19 protein-coding genes and 1 pseudogene are annotated in these 25,009 nt (G+C 74.1%); 8 read left to right on the top strand and 12 right to left on the bottom strand.

The annotated features are described in order from the left end of the window. Positions 1 to 44 precede the first annotated feature (44 nt). Positions 45 to 977 (bottom strand): tRNA (adenosine(37)-N6)-dimethylallyltransferase MiaA, encoded by a 933-nt coding sequence (gene miaA / locus ACQ614_RS24345; RefSeq protein WP_431680776.1) that lies wholly within the window; start codon positions 975 to 977, stop codon positions 45 to 47. A 165-nt stretch (positions 978 to 1,142) separates the two neighbouring features. Here miaA and ACQ614_RS24340 point away from each other — a divergent pair, with 165 nt between their 5' ends. After that, complete coding sequence (locus ACQ614_RS24340; RefSeq protein WP_431680775.1) at positions 1,143 to 1,373, top strand: antitoxin; 231 nt, start codon at positions 1,143 to 1,145, stop codon at positions 1,371 to 1,373. Between the two features lie 28 nt (positions 1,374 to 1,401). Here ACQ614_RS24340 and ACQ614_RS24335 read toward each other — a convergent pair whose 3' ends face one another. Together ACQ614_RS24335 and miaB are read right to left on the bottom strand one after the other, a co-directional pair. Next, positions 1,402 to 2,100, bottom strand: a complete 699-nt coding sequence (locus ACQ614_RS24335) for a hypothetical protein (protein ID WP_431680774.1) — start codon at positions 2,098 to 2,100, stop codon at positions 1,402 to 1,404. A gap of 108 nt (positions 2,101 to 2,208) precedes the next feature. Further along, the gene (miaB, locus tag ACQ614_RS24330; RefSeq protein ID WP_431684010.1) at positions 2,209 to 3,693 is read right to left on the bottom strand and encodes a tRNA (N6-isopentenyl adenosine(37)-C2)-methylthiotransferase MiaB; all 1,485 of its coding nucleotides are present in this window, start codon (positions 3,691 to 3,693) and stop codon (positions 2,209 to 2,211) included. Positions 3,694 to 3,766: 73 nt separating this feature from the next. Between miaB and ACQ614_RS24325 the strand changes: the two genes are divergently transcribed. Then, positions 3,767 to 4,792, top strand: a complete 1,026-nt coding sequence (locus ACQ614_RS24325; protein WP_431680773.1) for a TAXI family TRAP transporter solute-binding subunit — start codon at positions 3,767 to 3,769, stop codon at positions 4,790 to 4,792. Between the two features lie 31 nt (positions 4,793 to 4,823). On the opposite strand, the gene ACQ614_RS24320 is transcribed toward ACQ614_RS24325, so the two are convergent. Next, entirely contained in the window at positions 4,824 to 6,254 is a 1,431-nt protein-coding gene (locus ACQ614_RS24320; protein WP_431680772.1) for a sensor histidine kinase, read from the bottom strand. Between the two features lie 6 nt (positions 6,255 to 6,260). Continuing rightward, a complete protein-coding gene (locus ACQ614_RS24315) occupies positions 6,261 to 7,028 on the bottom strand; it encodes a response regulator transcription factor (protein ID WP_431680770.1) in 768 nt (255 codons plus the stop codon). A 562-nt stretch (positions 7,029 to 7,590) separates the two neighbouring features. Here ACQ614_RS24315 and ACQ614_RS24310 point away from each other — a divergent pair. From ACQ614_RS24310 to ACQ614_RS24290, 5 genes and pseudogenes are all read left to right on the top strand, one after another. Beyond that, positions 7,591 to 8,364 (top strand): amino acid ABC transporter ATP-binding protein, encoded by a 774-nt coding sequence (locus tag ACQ614_RS24310; RefSeq protein WP_431680769.1) that lies wholly within the window; start codon positions 7,591 to 7,593, stop codon positions 8,362 to 8,364. Positions 8,365 to 8,492: 128 nt separating this feature from the next. Next, positions 8,493 to 9,401 carry a glutamate ABC transporter substrate-binding protein gene (locus tag ACQ614_RS24305; RefSeq protein ID WP_431680768.1) on the top strand — a complete coding sequence of 303 codons (909 nt, stop codon included), beginning with the start codon at positions 8,493 to 8,495 and terminating at the stop codon, positions 9,399 to 9,401. Positions 9,402 to 9,466: 65 nt separating this feature from the next. Next, positions 9,467 to 10,117 (top strand): amino acid ABC transporter permease, encoded by a 651-nt coding sequence (locus tag ACQ614_RS24300; protein WP_431680766.1) that lies wholly within the window; start codon positions 9,467 to 9,469, stop codon positions 10,115 to 10,117. Beyond that, the gene (locus ACQ614_RS24295; protein WP_431680764.1) at positions 10,114 to 10,947 is read left to right on the top strand and encodes an amino acid ABC transporter permease; all 834 of its coding nucleotides are present in this window, start codon (positions 10,114 to 10,116) and stop codon (positions 10,945 to 10,947) included. The genes ACQ614_RS24300 and ACQ614_RS24295 overlap by 4 nt, the downstream gene beginning before the upstream one ends. Before the next feature lie 95 nt (positions 10,948 to 11,042). Next, positions 11,043 to 12,035: pseudogene (locus tag ACQ614_RS24290) on the top strand (FAD-dependent monooxygenase); the annotation flags it as partial. A gap of 867 nt (positions 12,036 to 12,902) precedes the next feature. Here ACQ614_RS24290 and rny read toward each other — a convergent pair. The 6 genes from rny to ACQ614_RS24260 form a co-directional block, all read right to left on the bottom strand. Then, positions 12,903 to 14,357, bottom strand: a complete 1,455-nt coding sequence (gene rny, locus ACQ614_RS24285; RefSeq protein WP_431680763.1) for a ribonuclease Y — start codon at positions 14,355 to 14,357, stop codon at positions 12,903 to 12,905. 214 nt (positions 14,358 to 14,571) lie between these two features. Beyond that, positions 14,572 to 15,465 carry a regulatory protein RecX gene (locus tag ACQ614_RS24280; protein ID WP_431680762.1) on the bottom strand — a complete coding sequence of 298 codons (894 nt, stop codon included), beginning with the start codon at positions 15,463 to 15,465 and terminating at the stop codon, positions 14,572 to 14,574. A 7-nt stretch (positions 15,466 to 15,472) separates the two neighbouring features. Then, complete coding sequence (gene recA, locus ACQ614_RS24275; protein WP_431680760.1) at positions 15,473 to 16,576, bottom strand: recombinase RecA; 1,104 nt, start codon at positions 16,574 to 16,576, stop codon at positions 15,473 to 15,475. A gap of 148 nt (positions 16,577 to 16,724) precedes the next feature. Further along, a complete protein-coding gene (locus ACQ614_RS24270) occupies positions 16,725 to 18,026 on the bottom strand; it encodes an AI-2E family transporter (RefSeq protein ID WP_431680758.1) in 1,302 nt (433 codons plus the stop codon). Positions 18,027 to 18,083: 57 nt separating this feature from the next. Then, a complete protein-coding gene (locus tag ACQ614_RS24265; protein ID WP_431680756.1) occupies positions 18,084 to 18,278 on the bottom strand; it encodes a DUF3046 domain-containing protein in 195 nt (64 codons plus the stop codon). 77 nt (positions 18,279 to 18,355) lie between these two features. Beyond that, positions 18,356 to 19,864 carry a S8 family peptidase gene (locus tag ACQ614_RS24260; protein ID WP_431680755.1) on the bottom strand — a complete coding sequence of 503 codons (1,509 nt, stop codon included), beginning with the start codon at positions 19,862 to 19,864 and terminating at the stop codon, positions 18,356 to 18,358. A gap of 196 nt (positions 19,865 to 20,060) precedes the next feature. Between ACQ614_RS24260 and ACQ614_RS24255 the strand changes: the two genes are divergently transcribed. Then, entirely contained in the window at positions 20,061 to 24,704 is a 4,644-nt protein-coding gene (locus ACQ614_RS24255) for an ATP-dependent helicase (RefSeq protein ID WP_431680754.1), read from the top strand. Here ACQ614_RS24255 and ACQ614_RS24250 read toward each other — a convergent pair. Beyond that, positions 24,686 to 24,994 (bottom strand): hypothetical protein, encoded by a 309-nt coding sequence (locus tag ACQ614_RS24250; RefSeq protein ID WP_431680752.1) that lies wholly within the window; start codon positions 24,992 to 24,994, stop codon positions 24,686 to 24,688. The genes ACQ614_RS24255 and ACQ614_RS24250 overlap by 19 nt on opposite strands. Between the last annotated feature and the right edge of the window lie 15 nt (positions 24,995 to 25,009).

Raw genomic sequence — 25,009 nt, 5'->3', positions numbered from 1 at the left:
AACGACATGGCCGGATCACGCCCCTGCGGGCTCCGCCCGGGTTGTCAGGAGGCGACCAGTTCGAGCGAGCGGGCGAGCAGCTCCACCGGGTCGGCACCGGCCGGCCGGTCCAGCCAGTGGATGCGGTCGTCCCTGCGGAACCAGGACTCCTGGCGGCGGGCGAACCGCCGGGTGGCACGGACGGTCTCCTCCCGGGCCTCGGCCTCGGTGCACTCGCCGGAGAAGTGCGCGAGCACCTGCTGGTAGCCGAGCGCACGCGAGGCGGTCTTCCCGTCGCGCAGCCCGACCTTCTCCAACTCCCGCACCTCGTCCAGGAGTCCGGCCTCCCACATGCGGTCCACCCGCAGCTCGATCCGCTCGTCCAGTTCGGGGCGCGGCACTCGGACGCCGATCTGCACGGTGTCGTACACCGCGGTGTGGCCGGGCAGGTTCGCGGTGAACGGCTGCCCGGTGATCTCGATGACCTCCAGGGCGCGCACGATCCGCCGGCCGTTGCTCGGCAGGATCGCCGCGGCCGCCGCCGGGTCCAGCCCGGCCAGCCTCCGGTGCAGCCCGCCGGAGCCGTTTTCGGCCAACTCGGCCTCGAGTCGGGCGCGTACCGACGGATCGGTGCCGGGGAACTCCATCTCGTCCACGGCCGCCCGGACGTACAGGCCCGAACCGCCGACCAGGACGGGGGTGCGGCCCGCCGCGAGCAGCCTGTCGATCTCCGCCCGGGCCAGCCGCTGGTACTCGGCGACACTGGCCGCCTCGGTGACGTCCCAGACGTCCAGCAGGTGGTGCGGGATGCCGCCGCGCTCCTCGATCGTCAGCTTGGCGGTGCCGATGTCCATGCCCCGGTAGAGCTGCATCGAGTCGGTGTTGATCACCTCGCCGCCGAGGGCCCGGGCCAGGGCGACGGCGAGGTCCGACTTGCCGGCGGCGGTCGCGCCGACCACGGAGACGACGCGGGACGGGGTGGGGCTGGGGCTGCTCACCCGCCCAGTCTCGCAAACCCTGCGGCAGGAGTCGGCCCGCCGTATCGTTTTGTCCGATTACACCTGGTTTGTCGAGGAGAACAACCGGGCACATCCGAGCGTTGGACCAAAGGGGGACGCCGGCCTGTCAGGTCCGGCCCTCCCCACCGGACGAGGAGACCAGCCATGGGACTGAAGGACAGCCTCAAGGAGAAGGCCGGCGAGCTCAAGGTCAAGGCGAGCGAACTCACCGGCCGGCACGAGGACACGATCGACAACGCCGTCGACAAGACCGGCGAGGCCGTCGACAAGGCGACCAAGCACAAGTACCACGCCAAGATCGAGCACGGCACGGCCAAGGCCAAGCACGTGATCAACGACTTCGCCACCAAGCCGGGCCCCGGCAAGACCTCGTGACGCCCCCGCCGGCGGGGCGCTCCCCGGCTCAGCGCCAGGACGCGACCAGGTAGCCCACCCCGTACGGCGCCTCGTCGAACAGCAGCCGCCCGCCCAGGCCGGCCCCCTCCGCGGCACCCGCCAGCACCTGCCAGGGCGCCCGGCCGTCGGCCTGCAGCTCCGCCGAGAGCTGCGGGTCGAGGGCGGCCAGTGCCGCGGTGTCGGCTGCCCCCAGGGCGGCGGCCGCCGCCGCGTCGTACGCCTCGGAACGCTCGTCCCAGTAGCCCGGCGCCTTGACCGAGCGGCACGCACTGCCGCCGCCCAGCACCAGCAGGCCGACCCGGTCGGCGAGGTCCGCCAGGCCCCGGCCCAGACCGGCGAGCCGCTCCGGTGCGGTGTCCGCACGCACGGCACAGGCATGGGTCGGCAGGGCCGCCCCCGCCTCGGCCAGCAGCCAGGCGCCGACGGTCAGCGACGGGGCGAGCTCCGGGCCGGACACACCGGCCGCAGGCAGCTTCACCGCAAGATCCACCCCGTACCGGCGGAAGGACCCGGCCCCGCCCTCCGTCCAGACCTCCGCCTTCGGGCCCGTCCCGACCGCGACGATCAGCTCCGCCCCGGACTCCAGCAGCCCGCCCACCGCCTCCGCACAGGCCGCACGCAGCCCGTCCAGCTCGGGCGCGGCACCCGCCGCCACCTCCGGAACGATCAACGGCGGACAAGGGCACACGGCGGCGGCAACCAGCATGCCGATCACTCTAATCGCACCGGCTCCGCCGAATGCCCGCGGTGAACCACAGGGGCGCGTAGGGGCACCTCCCCCCACGCGCCCCCGGTGGTCCTTCTCCGCGGATGCTCAGTCGCAGCCGCAGCCCGGTGCGGCCGCCGGGGCCGGGGCCGGGGCGCCGATGGTGGGGATGCCGAGCATCACGCCTGCGGGCTTGGCCGGGGCGGCCTGCCGCTTCTCCCAGGCGTCGCCGGCCCGGGTGCGCCGGACGGCGATCGGGGCGCCCTCCGCGAGGAGGTGGTGCGGGGCCGCGTAGGTGATCTCCACGGTGACCATGTCGCCGGGCCGCACGGGCTCGGGCGGCCGGGTGAAGTGCACCAGCCGGTTGTCGGGGGCGCGGCCGGAGAGCCGGTCCGTCCGGTCGTCCTTCTTGCCCTCGCCCTCGGCGACGAGGATCTCCAGCTTCCGGCCGACCTGCTTCTTGTTCTCCTCCCAGGAGATCTCCTCCTGGAGGGCGATCAGCCGGTCGTAGCGGGCCTGGACGACGGCCTTGGGCACCTGGTCCTCCATCTCGGCGGCGGGGGTGCCGGGCCGCTTGGAGTACTGGAAGGTGAAGGCGTTGGTGAAGCGGGCCTCGCGGACGACGTGCAGGGTCTGCTCGAAGTCCTCCTCGGTCTCGCCGGGGAAGCCGACGATGATGTCGGTGGAGATCGCCGCGTCCGGCATGGCCGCGCGGACCTTGCGGATGATGTCGAGGTAGCGCTCCTGCCGGTACGAGCGCCGCATCGCCTTGAGCACCGGGTCGGAGCCGGACTGCAGCGGCATGTGCAGCTGGTGCATCACGTTCGGCGTCTCGGCCATGGCGGCGATGACGTCGTCGGTGAAGTCCCGCGGGTGCGGCGAGGTGAAGCGGACCCGCTCCAGGCCCTCGATCTCGCCGCAGGCGCGCAGCAGCTTGGAGAAGGCCTCGCGGTCGCCCAGGTCGGAGCCGTAGGAGTTGACGTTCTGGCCGAGCAGGGTGACCTCGACGACGCCCTCGGCGACCAGCGCCTCGACCTCGGCGAGGATGTCGCCGGGCCGGCGGTCCTCCTCCTTGCCGCGCAGCGCGGGGACGATGCAGAAGGTGCAGGTGTTGTTGCAGCCCACCGAGATGGCGACCCAGGCGGCGTACGCGGACTCGCGGCGGGTGGGCAGGGTGGAGGGGAAGGTCTCCAGCGACTCGAGGATCTCGACCTGGGCCTGCTGCTCGACCCGGGCGCGCTCCAGCAGGGCGGGCAGGTGGCCGATGTTGTGGGTGCCGAAGACGACGTCGACCCAGGGCGCCTTGCGGACGATGGTGTCGCGGTCCTTCTGGGCGAGGCAGCCGCCGACGGCGATCTGCATGCCCTTGTGCTGCTGCTTCACGGGCGCCAGGCGGCCCAGGTTGCCGTACAGCTTGTTGTCGGCGTTCTCGCGCACGGCGCAGGTGTTGAAGACCACCAGGTCGGGGTCGCCGTCCTGGGCGGCCTTGGTGTAGCCGGCGTCCTCCAGCAGGCCGGACAGCCGCTCGGAGTCGTGGACGTTCATCTGGCAGCCGTACGTGACGACCTTGTAAGTTCGCAAGCTCTCCTCCATACCCACGACAGCAAGGGTACGGGCAGTGGGACGGGCCTCCCGCCGGGCCGCCGGGCCTGGCACTATCCCTTGCATGGCCCAGTCCTCGATACCCGCCCGCTTCGGCGCCGCTGTGCGCCGGGCAGCCCGCCGGCGGCCGGTTCCGCTCGGCCTCGTGCTGCTGCTCCTGGCGGGCGGCCTGGCCGGCTGGTGGCTGTCCTCGTCCGCCGCGCCCGCCTATCCGAAGGGCGAGATCGGCTTCTCCACCGGCGTCCAGCGCGGCGTCTACGACCGCTACGGGCAGCTGCTGCGCGGCTACGTGTCCACGGCGATGCCCGGGGTGCGGATGCGCCTGGACAACTCGCAGGGCTCGGTGGACAACCTCGAACGGGTGGCCGCCGGGCAGGACGACTTCGCGATCGCGACCGCCGACGCGGTGGCGGGCTTCAACAGCCCGTCCAAGTGGCGGCTGCGGGCGATCGCCCGGCTCTACGACGACTACCTGCAGCTGGTGGTGCCGGCCGACTCGCCGGTGCGGCGGACGGCCGACCTGAAGGGCCTGCGGGTCGGGGTGGGCCAGGAGAAGTCCGGCGTCAACCTGGTCACCCGCAAGCTGCTGGCCGCGTCCGGCCTGGACATCGACAAGGACGTCCGGCCGGCGCTGCTGGGCGTCGGCGACGCGGCCGACCAGCTGCGGGACGGGCGGATCGACGCGTTCTTCTGGTCCGGCGGCCTGCCGACCAACGCACTGACCGACCTGTCGGAGCGGTTCCGCATCCGCATCGTGCCGCTGGCCGACCTCGCCGAGGGGCTGCACCAGCAGGAGGGCGGCGGCACGGACGCCTACCGGGTCGCGACCATCCCCAAGGACGCCTACCCCAAGGCCGAGCCGGCCGGCACCGCCGTGCCGACGGTGGCCGTGCCGAACCTGCTGATCACCCGGGACGACGTCGATCCCGGACTGGTGCAGGGCGTGACCGCCGCGGTGATCGACAGCCGCGACACCATCGGCTCCGTGGTGCACGCCGCCCAGCTGGTGGACCTCCGCACCGCCGTCTACACCGACCCGCTGCCCCTCCACGAGGGCGCCCGCCGGTACTACACCTCGATCAAGCCCTGACGGCCGTCCGCACTCGGGCGACGGCCCTGGGTCAGTTCCGCTGGCGGGGGACGGTGAGGACGACGGTGAGGCCGCTCGGGTCGGCCTGCGCGAAGTCCAGCGAGCCGCCGCCGGCGAGCAGCAGGGTGCGGGCGATGGAGAGGCCGAGGCCGGAGCCGTCCACGTTCTGGTGGCGGGGGCTGCGCCAGAAGCGGTCGCCGATCCGGCCCAGCTCCTCCTCGGTGAGGCCCGGCCCGGAGTCGGTCACCGCGACGCTGACCTCGCGCTTGCGCAGCACCGTGTCGACCGCGACGCGGCGGCCCGCGGGCGTGAACTTCAGCGCGTTGTCGAGCACCGCGTCCAGGGCGCTGCCGAAGCCGATCGGGTCGGCCATGCCGTAGGCGATCGGGGGCCCGTCCCAGACCAGGTCGACGCCGCGCTGGTCGGCGACCGGCCGCCAGGCGTCGACCCGGGCGAGCACCAGGGCGGTGAGGTCCACCGGTTCGGGTTCCGGGCGGGCGTGCTCGGCGGTGGCCAGGCCCAGCAGGTCGTCCAGGACGCGGGCCAGCCGGATGCCCTCCTCGCGGACGGCGCCGACCTCCTCCTGGTGCCGCTCGGGCAGCTCCAGGCCGAGCAGCTCGACCCGCAGCAGCAGTGCCGCCAGCGGGTTGCGGAGCTGGTGCGAGGCGTCCGCGACGAAGGCCCGCTGCTGGTCGATGGCGAGCACCACGTGGTCGGCCATGTCGTTGAAGGAGCGGGCGAGGCGGCGCAGCTCGGGCGGGCCTCCGCTGGCGGCGACCCGGGCGTTGAGGCGGCCGGTGGCGATGTCGTGGGTGGCCCGGTCCAGGGTGCGGACGGGGCGGAGCACCCAGCCGGTCAGCCGGAAGGCCAGCAGCACGGCGATGATCATGGCGAGTGCCTCGCCGGCGCCGATCCACAGCCAGCGGTGCAGCACCCGGGCGCGCATCGGTCCGGTGGGCGACTCGGTGATCACCACGGCGACGACGTCGCCGTCGCGGACGACGGGCAGCGCGACGGTGACGGTGCGGTCCGGGGTCCACGGCCAGACCTGCGGCGGGTTGTGGCTGCGGCGCCCGTCCAGGGCCTCCTGGAAGGCCTGCCCGCCGGGCCCGCCGCCGGGGGCGGTCCAGCCGTCGGGGGCGACCGCGACCGCGCTGCCGTCCCGCTGGAAGATGCCGATCCGCACGCCGTACAGGCCGTGGTAGCGGGCGGCCTCCAGGGCCAGCATGTGCAGCCGGGTGGTGTCGCCGGCGGCGGGCACGGTGCCGCCCTTGACGGCGGTGTCGGACCCGGCCCTGCCCTGGGTGGGCAGGTCCTGGGCGAAGCGTGCGGCGTCGTCGATCCGGTCGACCACCACCCGGCTCTGCTCGGCCGCGGCGACGGCGGCGGCCAGCGGCAGCCCGAGGGCGGCGAGGACGCAGGCCATCAGGGAGAGCAGGATGCCGAGCAGGCGGTTGCGCACGGAGGGTCAGCGCTCCGCGGTGCCGGGGGCGGCGCCGTCCGCGGCGGGGGGCTGCGGGGCGGTGTCGGGGGTGTCGGCGGGCTGTTCCGGGATGAGCCGGTAGCCGACGCCGCGGACGGCCTCGACCAGGCCGGGCAGGCCGAGCTTGGTGCGCAGCGAGCCGATGTGCACCTCCAGGGTGCGGCCGTTGCCCTCCCATCCGCTGCGCCAGACCTCGCTGAAGATCTGCTCGCGGCGGTAGACGACGCCGGGGCTCTGCGCGAGGAGGGCGAGCAGGTCGAACTCCTTGCGGGTGAGCGGGACGTCGCGGCCGTGCACGCTGACCCGGCGGCGTTCGCGGTCGATGACGATCCCGCGGGACTCCAGCGGGCCGCCGGCCGGCTCGGCCGTGCCGGCGGGGGTCGCGGGCAGGCCGCGGCGGGCGACGGCGTGGATGCGGGCGAGCAGTTCGCCCATGTCGTACGGCTTGGTGATGTAGTCGTCCGCGCCGAGGTTGAGGCCGTGGATGCGGGAGCGGATGTCGGCGCGGGCGGTGACCATGATCACCGGTACGCCGCTGCCCGCCCTGATCCGGCTGCACACCTCGAAGCCGTCCCGGTCGGGCAGCCCGAGGTCGAGCAGCACCACCCGGAACGGATCGTTGCCGTCGGGAACGAGGGCGTCCAGCGCCTCGTGCCCGCTGCGCGCGTGCTTGACCTGGAAGCCGTGCCGGCCCAGGACAGCGGTGAGCGCGGCGGCGACGCGGTCGTCGTCCTCGACGAGCAGCAGTCGCATCCGGTACCTCCTTTTTCTCCCGTTGCCGCACAGGCCTGTCCGGCCAGTGTGCCGGGCTCCCGGCCGCACCGGTATGGCCGCGCGGTTCGGAGTATTGTGCCGTTCGCCGCAGGGGCCGCGGTACCACCGGCCCGGACGGGCCCGCACGGCCCGTCCGCCGCGGACGCGCCGCGAGCCGCGGCAGGACCTCCGCACCCCCTTCCGGGGGACAGTGCCGGAGCTGCCGGGGGGCTCCCGCGGAACCGTCCCGGAGCTGCCGCGATCCCGGGTGCACGGCACGCGGGCCGCCGGCCCCGGCCGGTGGCGGAGGGGCCGCCCGGCCGGCAGCGGCGCGGGGAACAGGGCCCCGGCACGGCTCCGAGCAGGGCACCGGCGGAATGCGTGGCCGGATCGTGATCCTCAAGTTCCGCTCAGATCGACTGACATGGCATCGTCGGGGCTCCTATGGTCTGCCCACCGGGGGCTGCGGGCTCCGCCGGCTCCGGCCCCCGGCACCAACTTGCAACACCAGCACTGCGTCCCAAGGGAGTTCACCCTGGGTCAGAGACGAGGAGCGCGCGCGATGACCGAGAAAGCCGTCACCGGTGCCGTGGCCGGCCAGGCTCCGCTGGTGGTGCTGGACAAGGTCAACAAGCACTACGGCGCCCTCCACGTCCTCCAGGACATCGACCTGAGCATCCGCCAGGGTGAGGTCGTGGTGCTGATCGGCCCGTCCGGCTCGGGCAAGTCGACGCTCTGCCGGACGATCAACCGTCTGGAGACGATCGACTCGGGCACCATCACCCTCGACGGCCACCCGCTGCCCGCCGAGGGCAAGGAGCTGGCCCGGCTGCGCGCCGAGGTGGGCATGGTGTTCCAGAGCTTCAACCTGTTCGCGCACAAGACGGTGCTGGAGAACGTCGTCCTCGCCCAGGTGAAGGTGCGCAAGGTGCCGCGCGCCGAGGCCGAGGCCACCGCCCGCACCCTGCTGGAGCGGGTCGGCGTCGGCGCACAGGCAGACAAGTACCCGGCGCAGCTCTCCGGCGGCCAGCAGCAGCGCGTGGCGATCGCCCGCGCACTGGCGATGAAGCCCAAGGTGATGCTCTTCGACGAGCCCACCTCCGCGCTCGACCCGGAGATGGTCACCGAGGTGCTGGAGGTCATGCGCCAACTGGCCGCCGACGGCATGACGATGGTCGTCGTCACGCACGAGATGGGCTTCGCCCGCTCCGCGGCCAACCGGGTGCTGTTCATGGCGGACGGCCGGATCGTCGAGGAGAACACCCCCGACGCGTTCTTCACCGCCCCGCGCACCGACCGCGCCAAGGACTTCCTGTCCAAGATCCTCAGCCACTGAGCCGACCGGCGCCCCCAGCGCGCCGATCAGTCACGGCCGGGCCCGACGGGGTGCCCGGCCGCAGTCACGGAAGGTCCCGCCCAACGCCCCGGTCGTCCGGTGGCCACAACCGAGGAGAGCCAACCCTCATGAGGACTCGTCGTACCATCGCCGCCGCCCTGTCGGTACTCGCGCTGACCGCCGTCGCCGCCTGCGGCAAGGAGGGCTCGCCGGCCGCCGGCTCCGACGCGGCCGCCCCGACGCTGCCCACCTACACCGTCAACAAGTCCGCCAACCTCGAGGGTTCGCCGGTCTGGAAGGCGGCCAAGGCCAAGGGCAAGCTCACCATCGGCGCCAAGGCGGACCAGCCGTTCCTCGGCTTCGAGGACCTGACCACCAACACCCGCAACGGCTTCGACATCGAGATCGCCAAGATGGTCGCCGCCGACCTCGGCTTCTCGCCCGACCAGATCGCCTGGAAGACCGTCGTGTCGGCCAACCGCGAGACGGAGATCAAGGGCGGCGGCCTCGACTACTACGTCGGCACCTACAGCATCAACGACAAGCGCAAGGCCGACGTGTCCTTCGCCGGCCCGTACTACATCGCCGGCCAGGACCTGCTGGTGAAGAAGGACAACACCGACATCACCGGCCCGGAGTCGGTCAAGGGCAAGAACGTCTGCTCGGTCACCGGCTCCACCTCGGTGAAGCAGATCGAGAAGTACGTCGGCGAGGGCAAGAAGGTCGTCCAGTACGACACCTACGCCCAGTGCGTGGACAAGCTGCTGACCGGCGAGGTCGACGCGGTCACCACCGACGACGCGATCCTCAAGGGCTTCGGCGCCAAGAACGCCGGCAAGCTCAAGGTGGTCGGCAAGACCTTCTCCACCGAGAAGTACGGCGTCGGCCTCAACCACGACGACAAGGTGCTGCGCGATGCCATCAGCAACGCGCTGAAGGCCCACCAGGACAACGGCGACTGGAAGAAGGCGTACGACGCCACCCTCGGCCTGTCCGGTGCGGCCGCCCCGGCGATCCCGGCGCTCGAGCGCTACTGAGCCGGGCGCTGAACCGGGCCGGGTACCGACCCGGCTGAACGACCACAGAGAGGAGGGCCGCCGGCGTGGGCATTCTGTTCGAGGACGACAACTTCGCACTCTTCCGCGACGGTTTTCTGCAGACGATCGAGCTGAGCGCGGTGAGCGCACTGTTCGCGCTGCTGCTCGGCACCGTGCTGGCGGCCTTCCGGGTCTCCCCGGTCCCGGCGCTGCGGGTGTTCGGCACCGTATGGGTGAACACCTTCCGCAACACCCCGCTGACCCTGCTGTTCTTCGCGGTGGTCTTCGGACTGCCGCGCCTGGACGTGCACTTCGACAACTTCACCTTCGCGGTGATCGCGCTGAGCTCGTACACCGGCTCGTTCGTCTGCGAGGTGCTGCGCTCGGGCATCAACACGGTGCCGTTCGGCCAGGCCGAGGCCGCCCGCAGCCTGGGCATGACCTTCGGCCAGACGCTCGTCCAGATCGTGCTGCCGCAGGCGGCCCGTACCGTGCTGCCGCCGATGAGCAGCATCTTCATCGCCCTGCCCAGGAACTCGGCGATCGCCGGCGCGTTCAGCGTCTCCGAGCTCTACAGCGTGCAGGCGACTCTGAGCGACAAGGGGTACGCCATCTTCGCGATCTTCTTCTGGGTGGCGCTGGCGTACCTGCTGGTCAGCTTCACCGTCGGCACCCTGTTCCGTGTCCTGGAGAGCCGCCTGGCGGTGGCCCGATGAGCACCCGCACCGCCACCGCGACCGTCCTCTACGACACCCCCGGCCCCAAGGCCCGGTTCCGCTACCGGCTGTTCGGCGTCCTGGCCCTGCTCGGCATCGCCGGCCTGTTCTGGTACGCCGGCGCCAAGCTCGCCGGCGCCGGACAGTTCGACGCCGAGCTGTGGGAGCCGTTCCAGTACAAGGCCGTCCAGGAACGCATCTTCGAAGGCATGCTGTCCACCCTCAAGGCCTTCGGCATCGCCGGTGTGGCCTCGATCGTGCTCGGCGGTCTGCTCGCCGTCGGCCGGCTCTCCGACCACCGGCCGGTGCGCACGGTGTGCACGGCCGTGGTCGAGTTCTTCCGCGCGATGCCGCTGCTCATCATGATCTTCGCGCTGTACCACGCGGTGTTCCCGTCGCAGCCGATGTGGGCCCTCGTCCTCGGACTCACCCTCTACAACGGCTCCGTCCAGGCCGAGGTCATCCGTACCGGCATCCTCGCGGTGCCCCGCGGGCAGGGCGAGGCCGCGTACGCGCTGGGCCTGCGCAAGACCCAGACGATGGGGACGGTCCTGGTGCCGCAGGCCGTCAAGGCGATGCTCCCGGCCATCATCGGGCAGCTGGTGGTGACCCTCAAGGACACCTCGCTCGGCTTCGTCATCACCTACCCCGAGCTGCTCTACGCCGGCAAGCTGATCGCCAGCAACTCCACGGGCTACCCGTACATCCCGGTGGTGATCGTGGTCGGCACGCTCTACATCGGTCTGTGCCTGGCGCTCACCGCCCTCGCGAAGTGGCTCGAGGCGCGTGGCCGCCGCGGCGCGAACCGGCGCACACCTGCTGCTGCTTGACGGCAACCCCGGTGATCTGTTGCATTGCTGTTCGTGACACCACCAGGGACCACCCGCGCGGCACATGCTGATCCCGCACGCCCGGAGGTCCCCTCGTGGATCCGGTGATCGTGGTCGGAGCCGGGCCGGTCGGGCTGTCCACGGCCCTGGCACTGGCCCGGCACGAGGTGCCCAGCATCGTCCTCGACGAGGGTGCGGGCCTGTGCCCGGAGAGCCCCCGGACGGTCGTCCTCGGCGCCGACACCACCGCCCTGCTCGAACGGCTCGGCTACAGCAGGGCCGCCTCCGACGCGGCCCGCTGGGACGCCTTCACCGTCTGGCGGCGCCGCGCCGAGGTCCTGCACATCCCGCTCGGCGAGGAGCCGGTGCTGCACCTCGCGCAGCACCGGCTGCAGCGCGGCCTGCGCGACGCCGTCACCGCGACCCCGCTGATCCAGCTCGTCCCGCTCACCCGCGTCGTCGAGCTCGAACAGGACCGGGACGGCGTCGGCGTCCGCACCACCGGCACCCGGGACGGCGCCGCCACCTGGTGGCGCGGCAGCCACCTGGTCGGCTGCGACGGCGCCCGCTCCACCGTCCGCAAACTGCTGAAGATCCGCTTCCCCGGACGCCCGGCCGTCGACCGCCACGCGGTCGCCACCGTCCGGGTCGACCTGCCCTTCCCCGGCGAGGCCCGGCTGCACCGCGAACCCCCGTGGCGCGGCGACCGCGAGGCCTCCGCCCGCCCGCTCCCCGACGGCCTCTGGCGCCTCGACTGGCGGCTGCCCCCCGGCCGCCCCGCCCCCACCGAACCGGTCGACCCGCACGCCACCTGGCCCGGCATCGTCACCGGCGACACCCTGCTCACCCGGGTCAAGTCCGCCCTCACCGGCTGGTGCGGCGAACTGCCCACGTACGAACTGCTCGCCGCCGCCGACCACACCGCCCAGCAACGGCTCGCCGCCCGCTTCCGCTCCGGCCGCTGCTTCCTCGCCGGCGACGCCGCCCACCTGCACGGCGCCCTCGGCATGCAGAACCTCGTCGACGGCCTGCGCGACGCCGACAACCTCGCCTGGCGGCTCGCCCTCGCCTGGCACCGCCAGGCCGGCGGCCCGCAGAACGGCGAAGCCGTGCTGGACGGCTACGAGGCCGAACGCCGCGGCGCCGTCGGCGCCCGGCTGCGCGCCGTCGACCAGACCATGCCGCTGCTCCGCCCGCTGCGCGGCTGGCAGCAGACCCGGCGCTCGCTGTTCACCGGCTCCTTCCGCAAGCACGCCCCGCTGCTCGCCGACGGCCAGCTCGGCACCGGACGCTTCGGCGGCGCCCCCGCCTACCCGGCCGCCCCGGCCGGGGAGGCCGGCCGGACGCCCGTCCCGCGCGGACCGGGCCGCGGCACCACGCTCACCGAGCTGCTGCCCGCGACCGCCTCCGGCGTCCAGGTCCCCGACCTGCCGGTGGTCACCACCGAGGGCACCCCCGACCGGCTGCGCGCCCGGCTCGGCCTGGGCTTCCTGCTGGTGCTGGTCGCCCCCGGCACCGCCGTCTGGTCCTCCCGGCACTGGCTGGGCGCCGGCCTGATGCCGCGGCTCACCGAGGTCGCCGCCGCCCTGCCCGTCCCCACCGAGGTGCTGGTCACCGAGGAGTACCCGGGGGCGGAGCCGCACACCGTGCTGCTGGTGCGCCCGGACGGGCACCTGGTCGGCACCACCCAGGGCTGCCGCGCCGATGAACTGCACAGCCTCGCCGACGCCGCCCGCGGCGGACCGGCCCCGCTCACCGCGGGCACTGCCAAGGACGCGGGACGGGCCGGTACGGAGCACTCGGGCACCGCGCAGGAGGCGGCCGTCCACCGGCCGGGCGGGCCGGCCATGACGTGCAGGCACCGCGGGAGGACGCCGCCCGGGACAACGCCGCACGGCGCTGACCGGCGCCCGCCGGGCCGCCGACCGGCCGTCACACCGCCGCGGCGGCCCGGCTCAGCGGGCGAACTCGGTCGCCCGGCTCTCCCGCACCACGGTGATCCGTATCTGGCCCGGGTAGGTCAGCTCCTCGCGCACCTGGCGGGCGACCTCCCGGGCGATCGTCTGGGCCCGCAGGTCGTCCACCTTCTCCGGCTGGACCATCACCCGCACCTCCCGCCCGGCCTGCATCGCGAAGACCTTGGACACGCCGTCGTGCGAGCGGGCGATCTCCTCCAGCCGCTCCAGCCGCCGGACGTACGCCTCCAGCGACTCCCGGCGGGCGCCCGGGCGGCCGCCGGAGCAGGCGTCGGCGGCCTGGGTGAGCACCGCCTCCACGGTCTTCGGCTCGACCTCCCCGTGGTGCGCCTCGATGGCGTGCACCACCTCCGCGGACTCGCCGTGCCGGCGGGCGAACTCGGCCCCGATCGCGGCATGGCTGCCGGGCAGCTCGTGGCTGAGCGCCTTGCCGATGTCGTGCAGCAGCGCCGAACGCTTCACCAGCTCCCGGTCGACGCCGAGTTCGGCCGCCATCATGCCGGCGATGTGCGCCGACTCCACCAGGTGCCCGAGCACGTTCTGCCCGTACGAGGTGCGGTAGCGCAGGGTGCCGAGGGTCCGGACGAGCTCGGGCTCCATGCCGTCGAGCTGCACCGCGAGCAGGGCGTCCTCGCCGGCGCGGACGCAGAGGCGCTCGACCTCGGCGCGGCTGCGCTCGTGGACCTCCTCGATCCGCAGCGGGTTGATCCGGCCGTCCGCGGTGAGCGCCTCCAGGGTGAGCCGGGCGGCCTCCCGGCGTACCGGGTCGAAGCAGGAGAGCTGGACGAGCTCGGGGGTGTCGTCGACGATCAGGTTGACGCCGGTGACCGCCTCGAAGGCGCGGATGTTGCGGCCCTCGCGGCCGATCACCCGGCCCTTCATGTCCTCGTTGGGCAGCTTGAAGGAGGTGACGACGGTCTCGGCGGTGTGCTCGGCCGCCAGCCGCTGGATCGAACCGGCGATGATCTCCCGGGCCCGCTGGTCGCCCTCGGTCTTCGCCCGGCGCTCGATCTCCCGGACGGTCACGGCGGCCTCGCGGCGGGCCTCGCCCTCGACGGTGCGGACGAGTTCCTCCCGTGCGCGGGCGGCGGTCAGCCCGGCGGCCGTCTCCAGGGCGAGGCGGCGGTCCGCCTCCAGTTCGGCGAGGCCGGTGCGGGAGCGCTCCAGTTCGGCGGCGCGGCGGTCGAGTTCGTCCTCCTGGGCGCGCAGCCGGCGCAGTTCCTCGGTCAGCCGCTCCTCGCGGCGGTCGAGTTCGGCGCGGAGCTGGGCGGCCTGGGTCTCGGCCCAGCCGCGGGCCCGCTCGGCCTCCCCGACGGCGCGGCGCTGGGCGGCCTGCAGGCGGCGGATCATCAGCCAGGTGAGCGCCAGAACGAGGCAGAGTACGCCGGTCAGCAGCAGCGACGCGACCGATCCGGTGCCCATCGCGATCCTCATGCCGGCCCCAATCCCCGTCCCTGCGCGCTGTGTCGATGCGGCGGTGAGGGAACTGCCGGGGACCGGGGGTGACACGCGGAACCGACTCCGACCGATCCTGCGCACGGCTGCCCGTAGCGCGATCGAAGTGATCCCTCACTGCTTGCGAGGCTAAGCGCAGGTTACGAAACGGTCAAGATGCGATCGAGAGTTGATGCCGATGACTGATGATCCGTCACCATTCCTCGCCGAGGCCTTCACTCTCCTCCCCCAGCGCCTCCCGGACGACGCGGTGGGCGAGGCCCTCCGAGTAGCCGCGGCGGGCCAGCATGGCGATCAGGCGCCGGGTGCGGATCTGCGGCTCCAGGCCGCGGGTGGTGCGGAGCTTCCGGTCGACCAGGGCGCGGGCGGCCTCCGCCTCGTCGTCGTGATCCACCCTGGCCAGCGCCTGCTCCACGAGGTCACCGGAGACGCCGCGGGTGCGCAGCTCCTGGGCGAGGGCCCGGCGGGCCAGCCCGCGATGGGCGTGCCGGGCGTCCACCCAGGCCGCGGCGAACGCGGCGTCGTCGATCAGGCCGACCTCCTCGAAGCGGGAGAGCACCTCCTCGGCGACCTCGTCGGGAATCTCGCGCTTGCGCAGGGCGTCGGCCAGTTGCTTGCGGGTGCGGGAGCTGCCGGTGAGCAGGCGCAGGCAGATGTCACGGGCCCGGGAGGCCGGGTCGGCCTCCTCCTCGGCCCGGCGCACGGCTCCGCCCTCGGTGCGCTCGGCCCGGGTGCGGCGGCGCCCGCCGGGGCGGGCCGGCGGCTCGCTGCCGCGGCCACCCCGGCCGCGCGGCGGGAGGGGCTCGCCGGAGAGGTCGCCCTCACCGGGGAGGCCGCCCTCCTCGGGCGTGAGCGCGCTGCGCCGCCGGCGGCGGCCGGTGGGCAGTGCGGAGGCGGTGCGCAGACCGGGCACGTCGGTGAGGCCCGGCGCAGCGGCGTCGTCCTCGCCGTCGGTCCGGGCCGGTCGGAAGGCTTCCGGCTCCTCGTCCTCGGGGAGGGCGACGGCTGCGAACCAGTCGGGAGGGCCGGCGTCATCGGGCTCGGCGGCGGGTGCGGCCGAGCCCGATGGGCGGTCGGGGATGTGCATCGGCGGATCAGGCCTTGGCGGCGGCCGCCGTCTTCTTGGCGGCGGTCTTGGTGGCCGGCGCCGGTGCCGGTGCCTCGGCGGCGGCGGGCGCCGCGGCGGCGGCCGGCTCCTCGGTCTTGGGGCCGATGCCGAGCTTGCCCTTGATCTTCCGCTCGATCTCGTCGGCGAGCTGCGGGTTGTCGCGCAGGAAGTTGCGGGCGTTCTCCTTGCCCTGGCCGAGCTGGTCGCCCTCGTAGGTGTACCAGGCACCGGACTTGCGGATGAAGCCGTGCTCGACGCCCATGTCGATCAGGCCGCCCTCGCGGCTGATGCCGACGCCGTAGAGGATGTCGAACTCGGCCTGCTTGAACGGGGCGGCGACCTTGTTCTTGACGACCTTGACGCGGGTGCGGTTGCCGACCGCCTCGGTGCCGTCCTTCAGGGTCTCGATGCGGCGGATGTCCAGACGCACCGAGGCGTAGAACTTCAGCGCCCGGCCACCGGTCGTGGTCTCCGGGGAGCCGAACATGACGCCGATCTTCTCGCGGAGCTGGTTGATGAAGACGGCGGTGGTGTTCGACTGGTTGAGCGCACCGGCGATCTTGCGCAGGGCCTGGCTCATGAGCCGGGCCTGCAGGCCGACGTGCGAGTCGCCCATCTCGCCCTCGATCTCGGCGCGCGGGACGAGGGCCGCGACCGAGTCGATGATCACCAGGTCGATCGCGCCGGAGCGGATCAGCATGTCGGTGATCTCCAGGGCCTGCTCGCCGGTGTCCGGCTGGCTGACCAGCAGGGCGTCGGTGTCGACGCCGAGCTTCTTGGCGTACTCGGGGTCGAGGGCGTGCTCGGCGTCGACGAAGGCGACGGTGCCTCCGGCCCTCTGGGCGTTGGCGGCCAGGTGCAGGGTCAGCGTGGTCTTGCCGGAGGACTCGGGGCCGTAGATCTCGATCACTCGGCCGCGCGGGATGCCGCCGACACCGAGGGCGACGTCCAGCGCGGTGGAGCCGGTCGGGATCACGTCGATGGGCTCGTTGGCCTTCTCGCCCAGGCGCATCACCGAGCCCTTGCCGAACTGTCGCTCGATCTGGGCGAGTGCCGTCTCGAGCGCCTTCTCCTTGTCCGTACCTGCCATGGCTTCCACCCTCGGGTTCTGTGCTGTGCGCTTCATCGTCCTTGACGCTAGCGCGTCCCACCGACAATCGACCCGGACCGGGCCACGCCTGTGGAAAACTCGCCGCTGCCGAGTATAGAGAACAATCGTTCGAATTCCGCGACTCCTCCTACTCCGATCCTCCGTCCCGGTCCCGGCCTGCGGATTCGTCCGAAGATCCGCTCCGCATCATGCGCCGCAGACGGCGCGCGGCCTGCCGCCTGCGCTCCCGGCGTTCCTTGCGCTCCTCGCCGCGGTCGATCCGCGGGTCGGTGGTCACCTCGTAGCGGCGCACGTAGGTGCCGACGAATCCCTGCAGGGTGGCCGCCGCCGGGATCGCGATCAGGGCGCCGACCGCGCCGAGCAGCGCCGCTCCGGCGATCACCGAGCCGAAGGCCACCGCGGGGTGCACGTCCACCGTCCGCGCGGTGATCCTCGGGTGCAGCAGGTAGTTCTCGATCTGCTGGTACACGATGACGAAGGCGAGCGCCCACACCGCGTCCACCGGCTGCCCGGTCAGCGCGACCAGCACCGGCAGCGCGCCCGCGATGTAGGTGCCGATGGTCGGCACGAACTGCGACATCACGCCGACCCACACGGCCAGCGCGGCCGCGTACGGCAGGCCGATGATCTGGAACACCAGCCAGTGCGCGAGGGTGGAGATCAGCGCCAGCAGCGCCCGGGAGTAGAGGTAACCGCCGGTCTTGGCCAGCGCGATCTCCCAGGCCCGCAGCACCTCGGCCTGCTTCGCGGGCGGCAGCAGCGAGCAGACGGTGCGGCGCACCCGCGGGCCGTCGGCGGTGAAGTAGAAGCTGAACAGGCCGACGGTGAAGAACTGGAACAGGCCGCCGATGACGGTGCTGGAGACGCCCCAGACGTTGCCGGCCGCCTGCTGGGCGTACTTCTCGACGGTGCCCGAGTCCTTGAGCACCCGCCGCTGGAGCTCGTCCAGCGAAAGCTCCTGATGGAACGTCCGGTTGATCCAGCCGATCAGGTTCTCCAGCAGGTGCGGCAACTCCCCGGCGACCCGGGTGACCTGGTCGACCAGCAGGGTGCCGAGGGCGGCGAGGAAGCCGGCCACGGCGACGACCACCGCGATGAACACCAGGAAGGTGCCGAGACCGCGGCGCACGCCGCGGGCCGCCATCCGGTCCACCGCCGGCTCCATCGCCAGCGACAGGAAGAAGGCCACGATCAGCATCACGAACAGGTCGATCAGCTGGTGGAAGGCCCAGTCCGCGAGCTGGAACACGCCGACCAGCACCAGCGCGAGCACCATGGCCTTCGGCAGCCAGCGCGGCATGGCGCCGCCCCGCAACTGGGGTCTGCGGGCGGCCGCGGGGCCGGTGGCGGGCCGGGTGCTGTGGGGTTCGGCGGGTTCGGGTGCCGGGCGGCGGCTCTCCGGGCTGTCGGGCTCTCGGCTGCTTTCCACCCGCCCAGTCTCGCCCATCGGACGGCCGACAGGACCCGCCCCGGGCGGGCCGGTGGCTCAGCGCAGCTGCGCGGAGACCCCCTGGTTCAGGCAGACCACCCGCCAGACGTCCTTGGCCTCCCACCCGGAGTCCAGCGCCTGGTGCACCGTGCGGCCGCCGAGCTCGCTCATCACGTGGTCCTGCGCGAACGACTCCGCGTACGCCTCGCCGAAGTGCTCGTTCATCCGTCGCCAGAACTCGGTCAGCCTCATGCGCCAAGTATCCCCGACCACAACGGCGCCGGGACGCGCCTCCGAAGGCCCCGGACCGGACCGGCCGAGGCCCGCTCCTACGGCAGCGCCAGCACGCCGGCGCCGTAGAAGCGCCGGTCACCGCAGGTGTCGGGGCCGGGCGGGCAGTTGGCGGCGGCGGTCGCGGCGAGGTGCGCGGTGATCTCCTGCGACCCCCAGCCGGGGTGCTCGGCGGCGACCACCGCGACGGCGCCGGTGACGTGGGCGGCGGCCATCGAGGTACCGGCCAGCGCGGCGTAGCGGTCGCCGGGCCAGTCGGAGACGACCGCGCCCTCGGGGCCGCCGTCGGGGTCGCCGCCGGGTGCGGCCAGCGAGACCCGGCCGAGGCCGTAGTTGGTGTAGCCGGCCGGCACTCCGGAGCGGTCCACGGCGCTGACGGTGACCACGCCGGGCAGTTCGCCGGGGAGGCGGATGCACTCGGTGCCGAGGTAGCGGTCCTGGGCCGGCCCGGAGGTGCGGTCGTTGGGGCTGCGCCGGTCGATCCGGTCGGCCTGGAGGTCCTGGCCGTCGTTGCCGGCCGAGGCGACCACGACGGAACCGCGGCTCTGCGCGTAGGCGACGGCCCTGGCGACGGCCCGGGTGAGTGCGGCCTGGTCCGGGTCCTCGGGGCAGTTGTACTTCCACGGGTCGGCGAAGTAGCTGTCGTTGATCGCCCGGGCGCCGTGGTCGGCGGCCCAGAGCATCCCGCAGACGATGTTCTCGGCGTAGTACTGGCCGAGCGGGCCGAGCAGGCGGACGGCCGCGATCCGCACACCGGGGGCGACGCCGGTCACGCCGTGGCCGTCCCGGGCGGCGCCGACGATCCCGGCGACGTGCGTGCCGTGGCCGCTCTCGGAGACCCCCTCGTCGGGCCGCCAGGCGCCGTAGCGGGCGTCGGGCCGGCCGTCGGCGCAGGAGACGGAGGCGCGCGGGTCGACGGCGTCGCGCAGGTCCGGATGGGTGTCGTCGACCCCGGAGTCGAGCACCGCGACGAGCACGCCGCCCAGTGCGGCCGGGGTGGGCGCGAGCGGGGTGCCGGACCGGTCCGAGGCGCTGCGCAGCAGGGCGGAGGAGGCGGGCAGCGGGTCGGCGGCGCCGATCATGGCGAGGTTCCAGTCGTCCTCCTCGCGCGGGTCGGCGAGGTTGCCCTCGGCGGCGTCGGAGGCGGGTGCGCCCTCCTGGCTGCGGCGGAAGTCGGCGCCGGTGAGCGGGCCGGGCGGGCTGGGGACGGTGGCGGTGCGGGTGGCGCCGACGGCGGCTATCCCGGGCTTGGTGCGCAGCCGCTGGGCGAAGCCGCCGGTGGCGTAGGCGAGCACGGCGCCGATCTGCGGGTAGCCCTGGACGACGCGGCCGCCGGCGGCCCGGGCCTGTTCGGCGGCGTGCTCGGCGCCCTCGGCGTCCTGCCGGTCGGCGAGCACCAGGTAGCTGAGGTAGGAGCGGCCGGGCCCGGAGACGTACGGGACGGCGCCGCCGACGATCAGGGCGACGAGCAGCATGGCCAGGATCAGTTCGAGGAACCGGCGGCGTCTGCGGGACGTGTGCTCGGCGGCCGGGGTGCCCGGTTCCATCGCGGCCTCCGCTCGTCCGTCCGGACCGGGGCCGCAGCGCCCGGGGCGGTGCCGGCTCCGGACAGCATCAGCTCCGGAAAGTGTGACTGAATCTTCACCATATGAGTGGAATGTCGGATTCTGCCCGTCGGGCTGCGGCAGACGGACGGCCTGTCGGTGGAAGCGGCCTGTCAGTGGCAGCGGGCACCATGGGGGCATGGCGCAGCACAGCACCGCGGACGCCCTCGACGGCTTCGCCCCGGCGACCAGGGCGTGGTTCACCGGTGCCTTCGCCGCGCCGACCGCCGCCCAGTCGGAGGCGTGGGCGGCGATCCGCCGGCAGACCGACGTCCTGGTCGTCGCCCCCACCGGCTCGGGCAAGACCCTGGCGGCCTTCCTCTCCGCACTGGACAGGCTCGCCGCCACCCCGCCCCCGGCCGACCCGAAGCGCCGCTGCCGGGTGCTCTACATCTCGCCGCTGAAGGCCCTCGCGGTGGACGTCGAGCGCAATCTGCGCGCCCCGCTCGCCGGCCTGCGCCAGGCCGCCGTCCGGCTGGGCCTGCCCGAGCCGGAGATCGAGGTCGGCATCCGCTCCGGCGACACCCCGGCCGCCGACCGGCGCCGCTTCGCCGGCCACCCGCCGGACATCCTGATCACCACGCCGGAGTCGCTGTTCCTGCTGCTCACCTCGGCTGCCAGGGACGCACTGCGCGGCATCGACACGGTGATCCTCGACGAGGTGCACGCGGTCGCCGGCACCAAGCGCGGCGCCCACCTGGCGCTCAGCCTGGAGCGGCTGGACGCCCTGCTCGACGCGCCCGCCCGCCGGATCGGCCTGTCCGCCACCGTCCGCCCGGTCGAGGAGGTGGCCCGCTTCCTCAGCCCGCAGCGCGGCGCCGCGGTCGTCCAGCCGCCCGCCGCCAAGGAGTTCGACCTCTCGGTGGTCGTCCCGGTCGCCGACCTCGACGAGCTGCCCGCCGCCACCGACGACGACCCGGCGCGCCAAGCCTCGATCTGGCCGCACGTCGAGGAGCGGATCGTCGACCTCGTCCAGGCGCACCGCTCGACCATCGTCTTCGCCAACTCCCGCCGGCTCGCCGAGCGCCTGTGCAACCGGCTGAACGAGATCGCCTACGAGCGCGCCACCGGCGAGGCCCTGCCGGACGCGCACGCCCCGGCGCAGCTCATGGGCGGCTCCGGCGGCGCGGCCGGCGCCCCCGCCCTGCTCGCCCGCGCCCACCACGGCTCCGTCTCCAAGGAGCAGCGCGCCCAGGTCGAGGAGGACCTCAAGGCCGGCCGGCTGCCCGCCGTGGTCGCCACCTCCAGCCTGGAGCTCGGCATCGACATGGGCGCCGTCGAGCTGGTCGTCCAGGTCGAGTCGCCGCCCTCGGTCGCCTCCGGCCTGCAGCGCGTCGGCCGGGCCGGCCACCAGGTCGGCGCGGTCTCCACCGGCGTCGTCTTCCCGAAGTACCGCGGCGACCTGCTGCAGTCCGCCGTGGTCACCGAGCGGATGCGCAGCGGCCGGATCGAGGCGCTGCGCGTCCCGCGCAACCCGCTGGACGTGCTGGCCCAGCAGCTCGTCGCGATCACCGCGCTCGACGGCTGGCAGGTCGACGAGCTGCTCGCCCTCGTCCGCCGCGCCGCGCCCTTCGCGACCCTCCCGCAGTCCGCGTTCGACGGCGTCCTCGACATGCTCGCCGGGCGGTACCCGTCCGACGCCTTCGCCGAGCTGCGCCCCCGCGTGGTCTGGGACCGCGTGGCCGGCACCGTGACCGGCCGGCCCGGCGCCCAGCGGCTCGCCGTCACCTCCGGCGGCACCATCCCCGACCGCGGCCTGTTCGGCGTCTTCATCGCCGGCACCACTGGCGCCGATTCGAAGACGAGCAAGAAGGGCGGCGGCCGGGTCGGCGAGCTCGACGAGGAGATGGTCTACGAGTCCCGCGTCGGCGACGTCTTCACCCTGGGCACCACCTCCTGGCGGATCGAGGACATCACCCACGACAAGGTCCTGGTCACCCCCGCCCCCGGCGTGCCCGGCCGGCTGCCGTTCTGGAAGGGCGACACCCTCGGCCGCCCGCTGGAGCTCGGCCGCGCCGTCGGCGCCTTCGTCCGCGAACTCGGCGCCCTCACCCCCGAACAGGCCGCCGAGCGGCTGAAGGCCGCCGGGCTCGACGACTGGGCCGCGGGCAACCTGCTCACCTACCTCGCCGAGCAGCGCACCGCCTGCGGCCACCTGCCGGACGACCGCACCATCGTCGTCGAGCGCTTCCGCGACGAGCTCGGCGACTGGCGGATCGTCGTCCACTCCCCCTTCGGCGCCCAGGTGCACGCGCCCTGGGCGCTCGCCCTCGGCGCCCGGCTGCGCGAGAAGCACGGCCTCGACCCGCAGGTCATGCACGCCGACGACGGCATCGTGCTGCGCCTGCCCGACGCCGACCTCCTCGACTTCCCCTCCCCCGACCGGCCGCCCGCCGACGAGGCCCCGGTCGGCGCGGACGCCGCCCTCTTCGACCCCGGCGAGATCGAGCAGCTGGTCACCGACCAGGTCGGCGGCTCGGCCCTGTTCGCCTCCCGCTTCCGCGAGTGCGCCGGGCGGGCCCTGCTGCTGCCCCGCCGCAGCCCCGGCCGCCGCACCCCGCTCTGGCAGCAGCGCCAGCGCGCCTCCCAGCTGCTGGAGGTCGCCTCCGAGTACGGCTCGTTCCCGATCGTGCTGGAGGCCGTCCGCGAGTGCCTGCAGGACGTCTTCGACGTCCCCGGCCTGGTCGAGCTGATGGGGGACCTCGAGTCCCGCGCCGTCCGCCTGGTCGAGGTCACCACCCCCGAGCCCTCCCCGTTCGCCCGCTCCCTGCTGTTCGGCTACGTCGCCCAGTTCCTCTACGAGGGCGACTCCCCGCTCGCCGAACGCCGCGCCGCCGCCCTCTCCCTCGACTCCCGGCTGCTCTCCGAGCTCCTCGGCCAGGCCGAGCTCCGCGAGCTGCTCGACCCCCAGGTCCTCGCCGACCTGGAGGCCGAACTCCAGCGCCTCACCCCCGAGCGCCGGATCAAGGACGCCGAGGGCGTCGCCGACGCGCTCCGCCTGCTCGGCCCGCTCTCCGAGGCCGAGCTCACCGCCCGCGGCGCCGAACCGCTCTGGGCCCTGGAGCTGGAGGCCGCCCGCCGGGCCATCCAGGTCCGTCTCGGCGGCGAGCAGCGCTGGGCCGCGATCGAGGACGCCGGACGGCTGCGCGACGCCATCGGCACCCCGCTGCCGGTCGGCGTGCCGGAGGCCTTCACCGAGCCGGTCAAGGACCCGCTCGGCGACCTGCTGGCCCGCTACGCCCGCACCCACGGCCCGTTCACCGCCGCCGAGGCCGCCGCCCGCTTCGGCCTGGGCACCGCCGTCGTCACCGGCACCCTGCACCGGCTCACCGCCGCCGGCCGCCTGGTGCAGGGCGAGTTCCGCCCGGTCGAGGGCCACACCGCCACCGTCGAGTGGTGCGACGCCGAGGTGCTGCGCCGGCTGCGCCGCCGCTCACTGGCCGCGCTGCGCCAGGAGGTCGAACCGGTGCCGCCGCGCGCCATGGCGGCCTTCCTCCCGCAGTGGCAGCACCTGGCCGGCCACCGGCTGCGCGGCATCGACGGCCTCTACCGGGTGGTCGAGCAGCTCCAGGGCACCGCCCTGCCCGCCTCCGCGCTGGAGAAGCTCGTCCTCCCGGCCCGGCTCTCCGACTACTCCCCCGAAATGCTGAACGAGCTGATGGTGGCCGGCGAGATCGGCTGGGCCGGCGCCGGGGCACTGCCCGGCAAGGACGGCTGGATCAGCCTCCACCTCGCCGAGAACGCCCACCTGCTCCGCCCCGAGCCGGTGCCGCCCGCGCTCACCCCCGTCCACACCGACCTGCTGGAGGCCCTCGCCGGCGGCTACGGCCTGCTCTTCCGCCAGCTCGCCGACCGGCAGCCGGACACCCCCGAGAGCGCCCTCGTCGAGGCCCTGTGGGACCTCGTCTGGGCCGGGTACGTCACCAACGACTCGCTGGCCCCGCTGCGCGCGCTGCTCGGCTCCGGCCGGACCGCGGGCTCCACCGCCCACCGCGCCCCGCGAGCCACCCCGCGCGGCCGCTACGGCGGCGCCGGGCGAGCCTTCGGCAGCCGCCGCCCCGGCCCGCCGACCGCGGCCGGCCGCTGGTCACTGCTGCCCGAGCCGTCCGCCGAGGCCACCGCCCGGGCCGCCGCGCAGGCGCAGAGCCTGCTGGACCGGCACGGCGTCCTCACCCGTGGCACCGTCACCGCCGAGCGCGTCCCCGGCGGCTTCGCCAGCGTCTACCGGGTGCTCTCCGCATTCGAGGAGCGCGGCAAGGCCCGCCGCGGCTACTTCGTGGAGGGCCTCGGCGGCGCCCAGTTCGCCATGGACGGCGCCGCCGACCGGCTCCGCTCGGTCAGCGGGCGCCTGGAGCGGGCCGGCGCCCAGGGCTGGACGGCCGGCACCACTGCCACCGAGCAGCCCGAGGCGCTGGTGCTCGCCGCCGCCGACCCGGCCAACGCGTACGGCGCCGCACTGGACTGGCCCGAGCCCCCGGGGGCCGCCACCGCGGGCAGCGCCGCCCACCGCCCCGGGCGCAAGGCGGGCGCCCTGGTCGTCCTGGTCGACGGCGAGCTGGTGCTCTACGTGGAGCGCGGCGGCAAGTCGCTGCTCTGCTGGGCCGAGGGCGAGGTGCTGCAGACGGCGGCAGGGGCGCTCGCCAGGGCCGCCCGGGAGGGGGCCCTGGGCACCGTCACGGTGGAGCGCGCCAACGGCGAAGGGGTGCTCACCTCGCCCCTCGGGCGGGTGCTGGAGGAGGCGGGCTTCCACCCCACCACGCGGGGCTACCGGCTGCGCCCCTGATCCGTGTCGGCCGGCCGCTGCGGGCTCTCCTCCCCGGCGTCCGCCGTCCGGTGGGGCGGTCGCCGGGCGGGGCCGGTCAGCCGGCGGTCGGCGTGCACGGGCAGCAGGCCGAGACCCCAGCCGCCCGCGGCGAGTATGCCGAGCGCCGTGCCGCCGCCGCCCGGGCCGGGCCCGAACAGCCACCAGCCGGCGGCCGCACACAGCAGGACGGCCGGGCCGACCCACCCGAGGTGGGCCGACCCGGCCGTCCTGACGAGCACACCGGCTCGTCCCGTTCCAACTCTGCGCACCGCGGCCTCCTTCTC

The sequence above is a fragment of the Kitasatospora dryopteridis genome (assembly GCF_050749075.1).
Classification (GTDB): domain Bacteria; phylum Actinomycetota; class Actinomycetes; order Streptomycetales; family Streptomycetaceae; genus Kitasatospora.
Note: the sequence above shows the minus strand (reverse complement) of the source record. Positions and strands in the feature narration are given on the sequence as shown.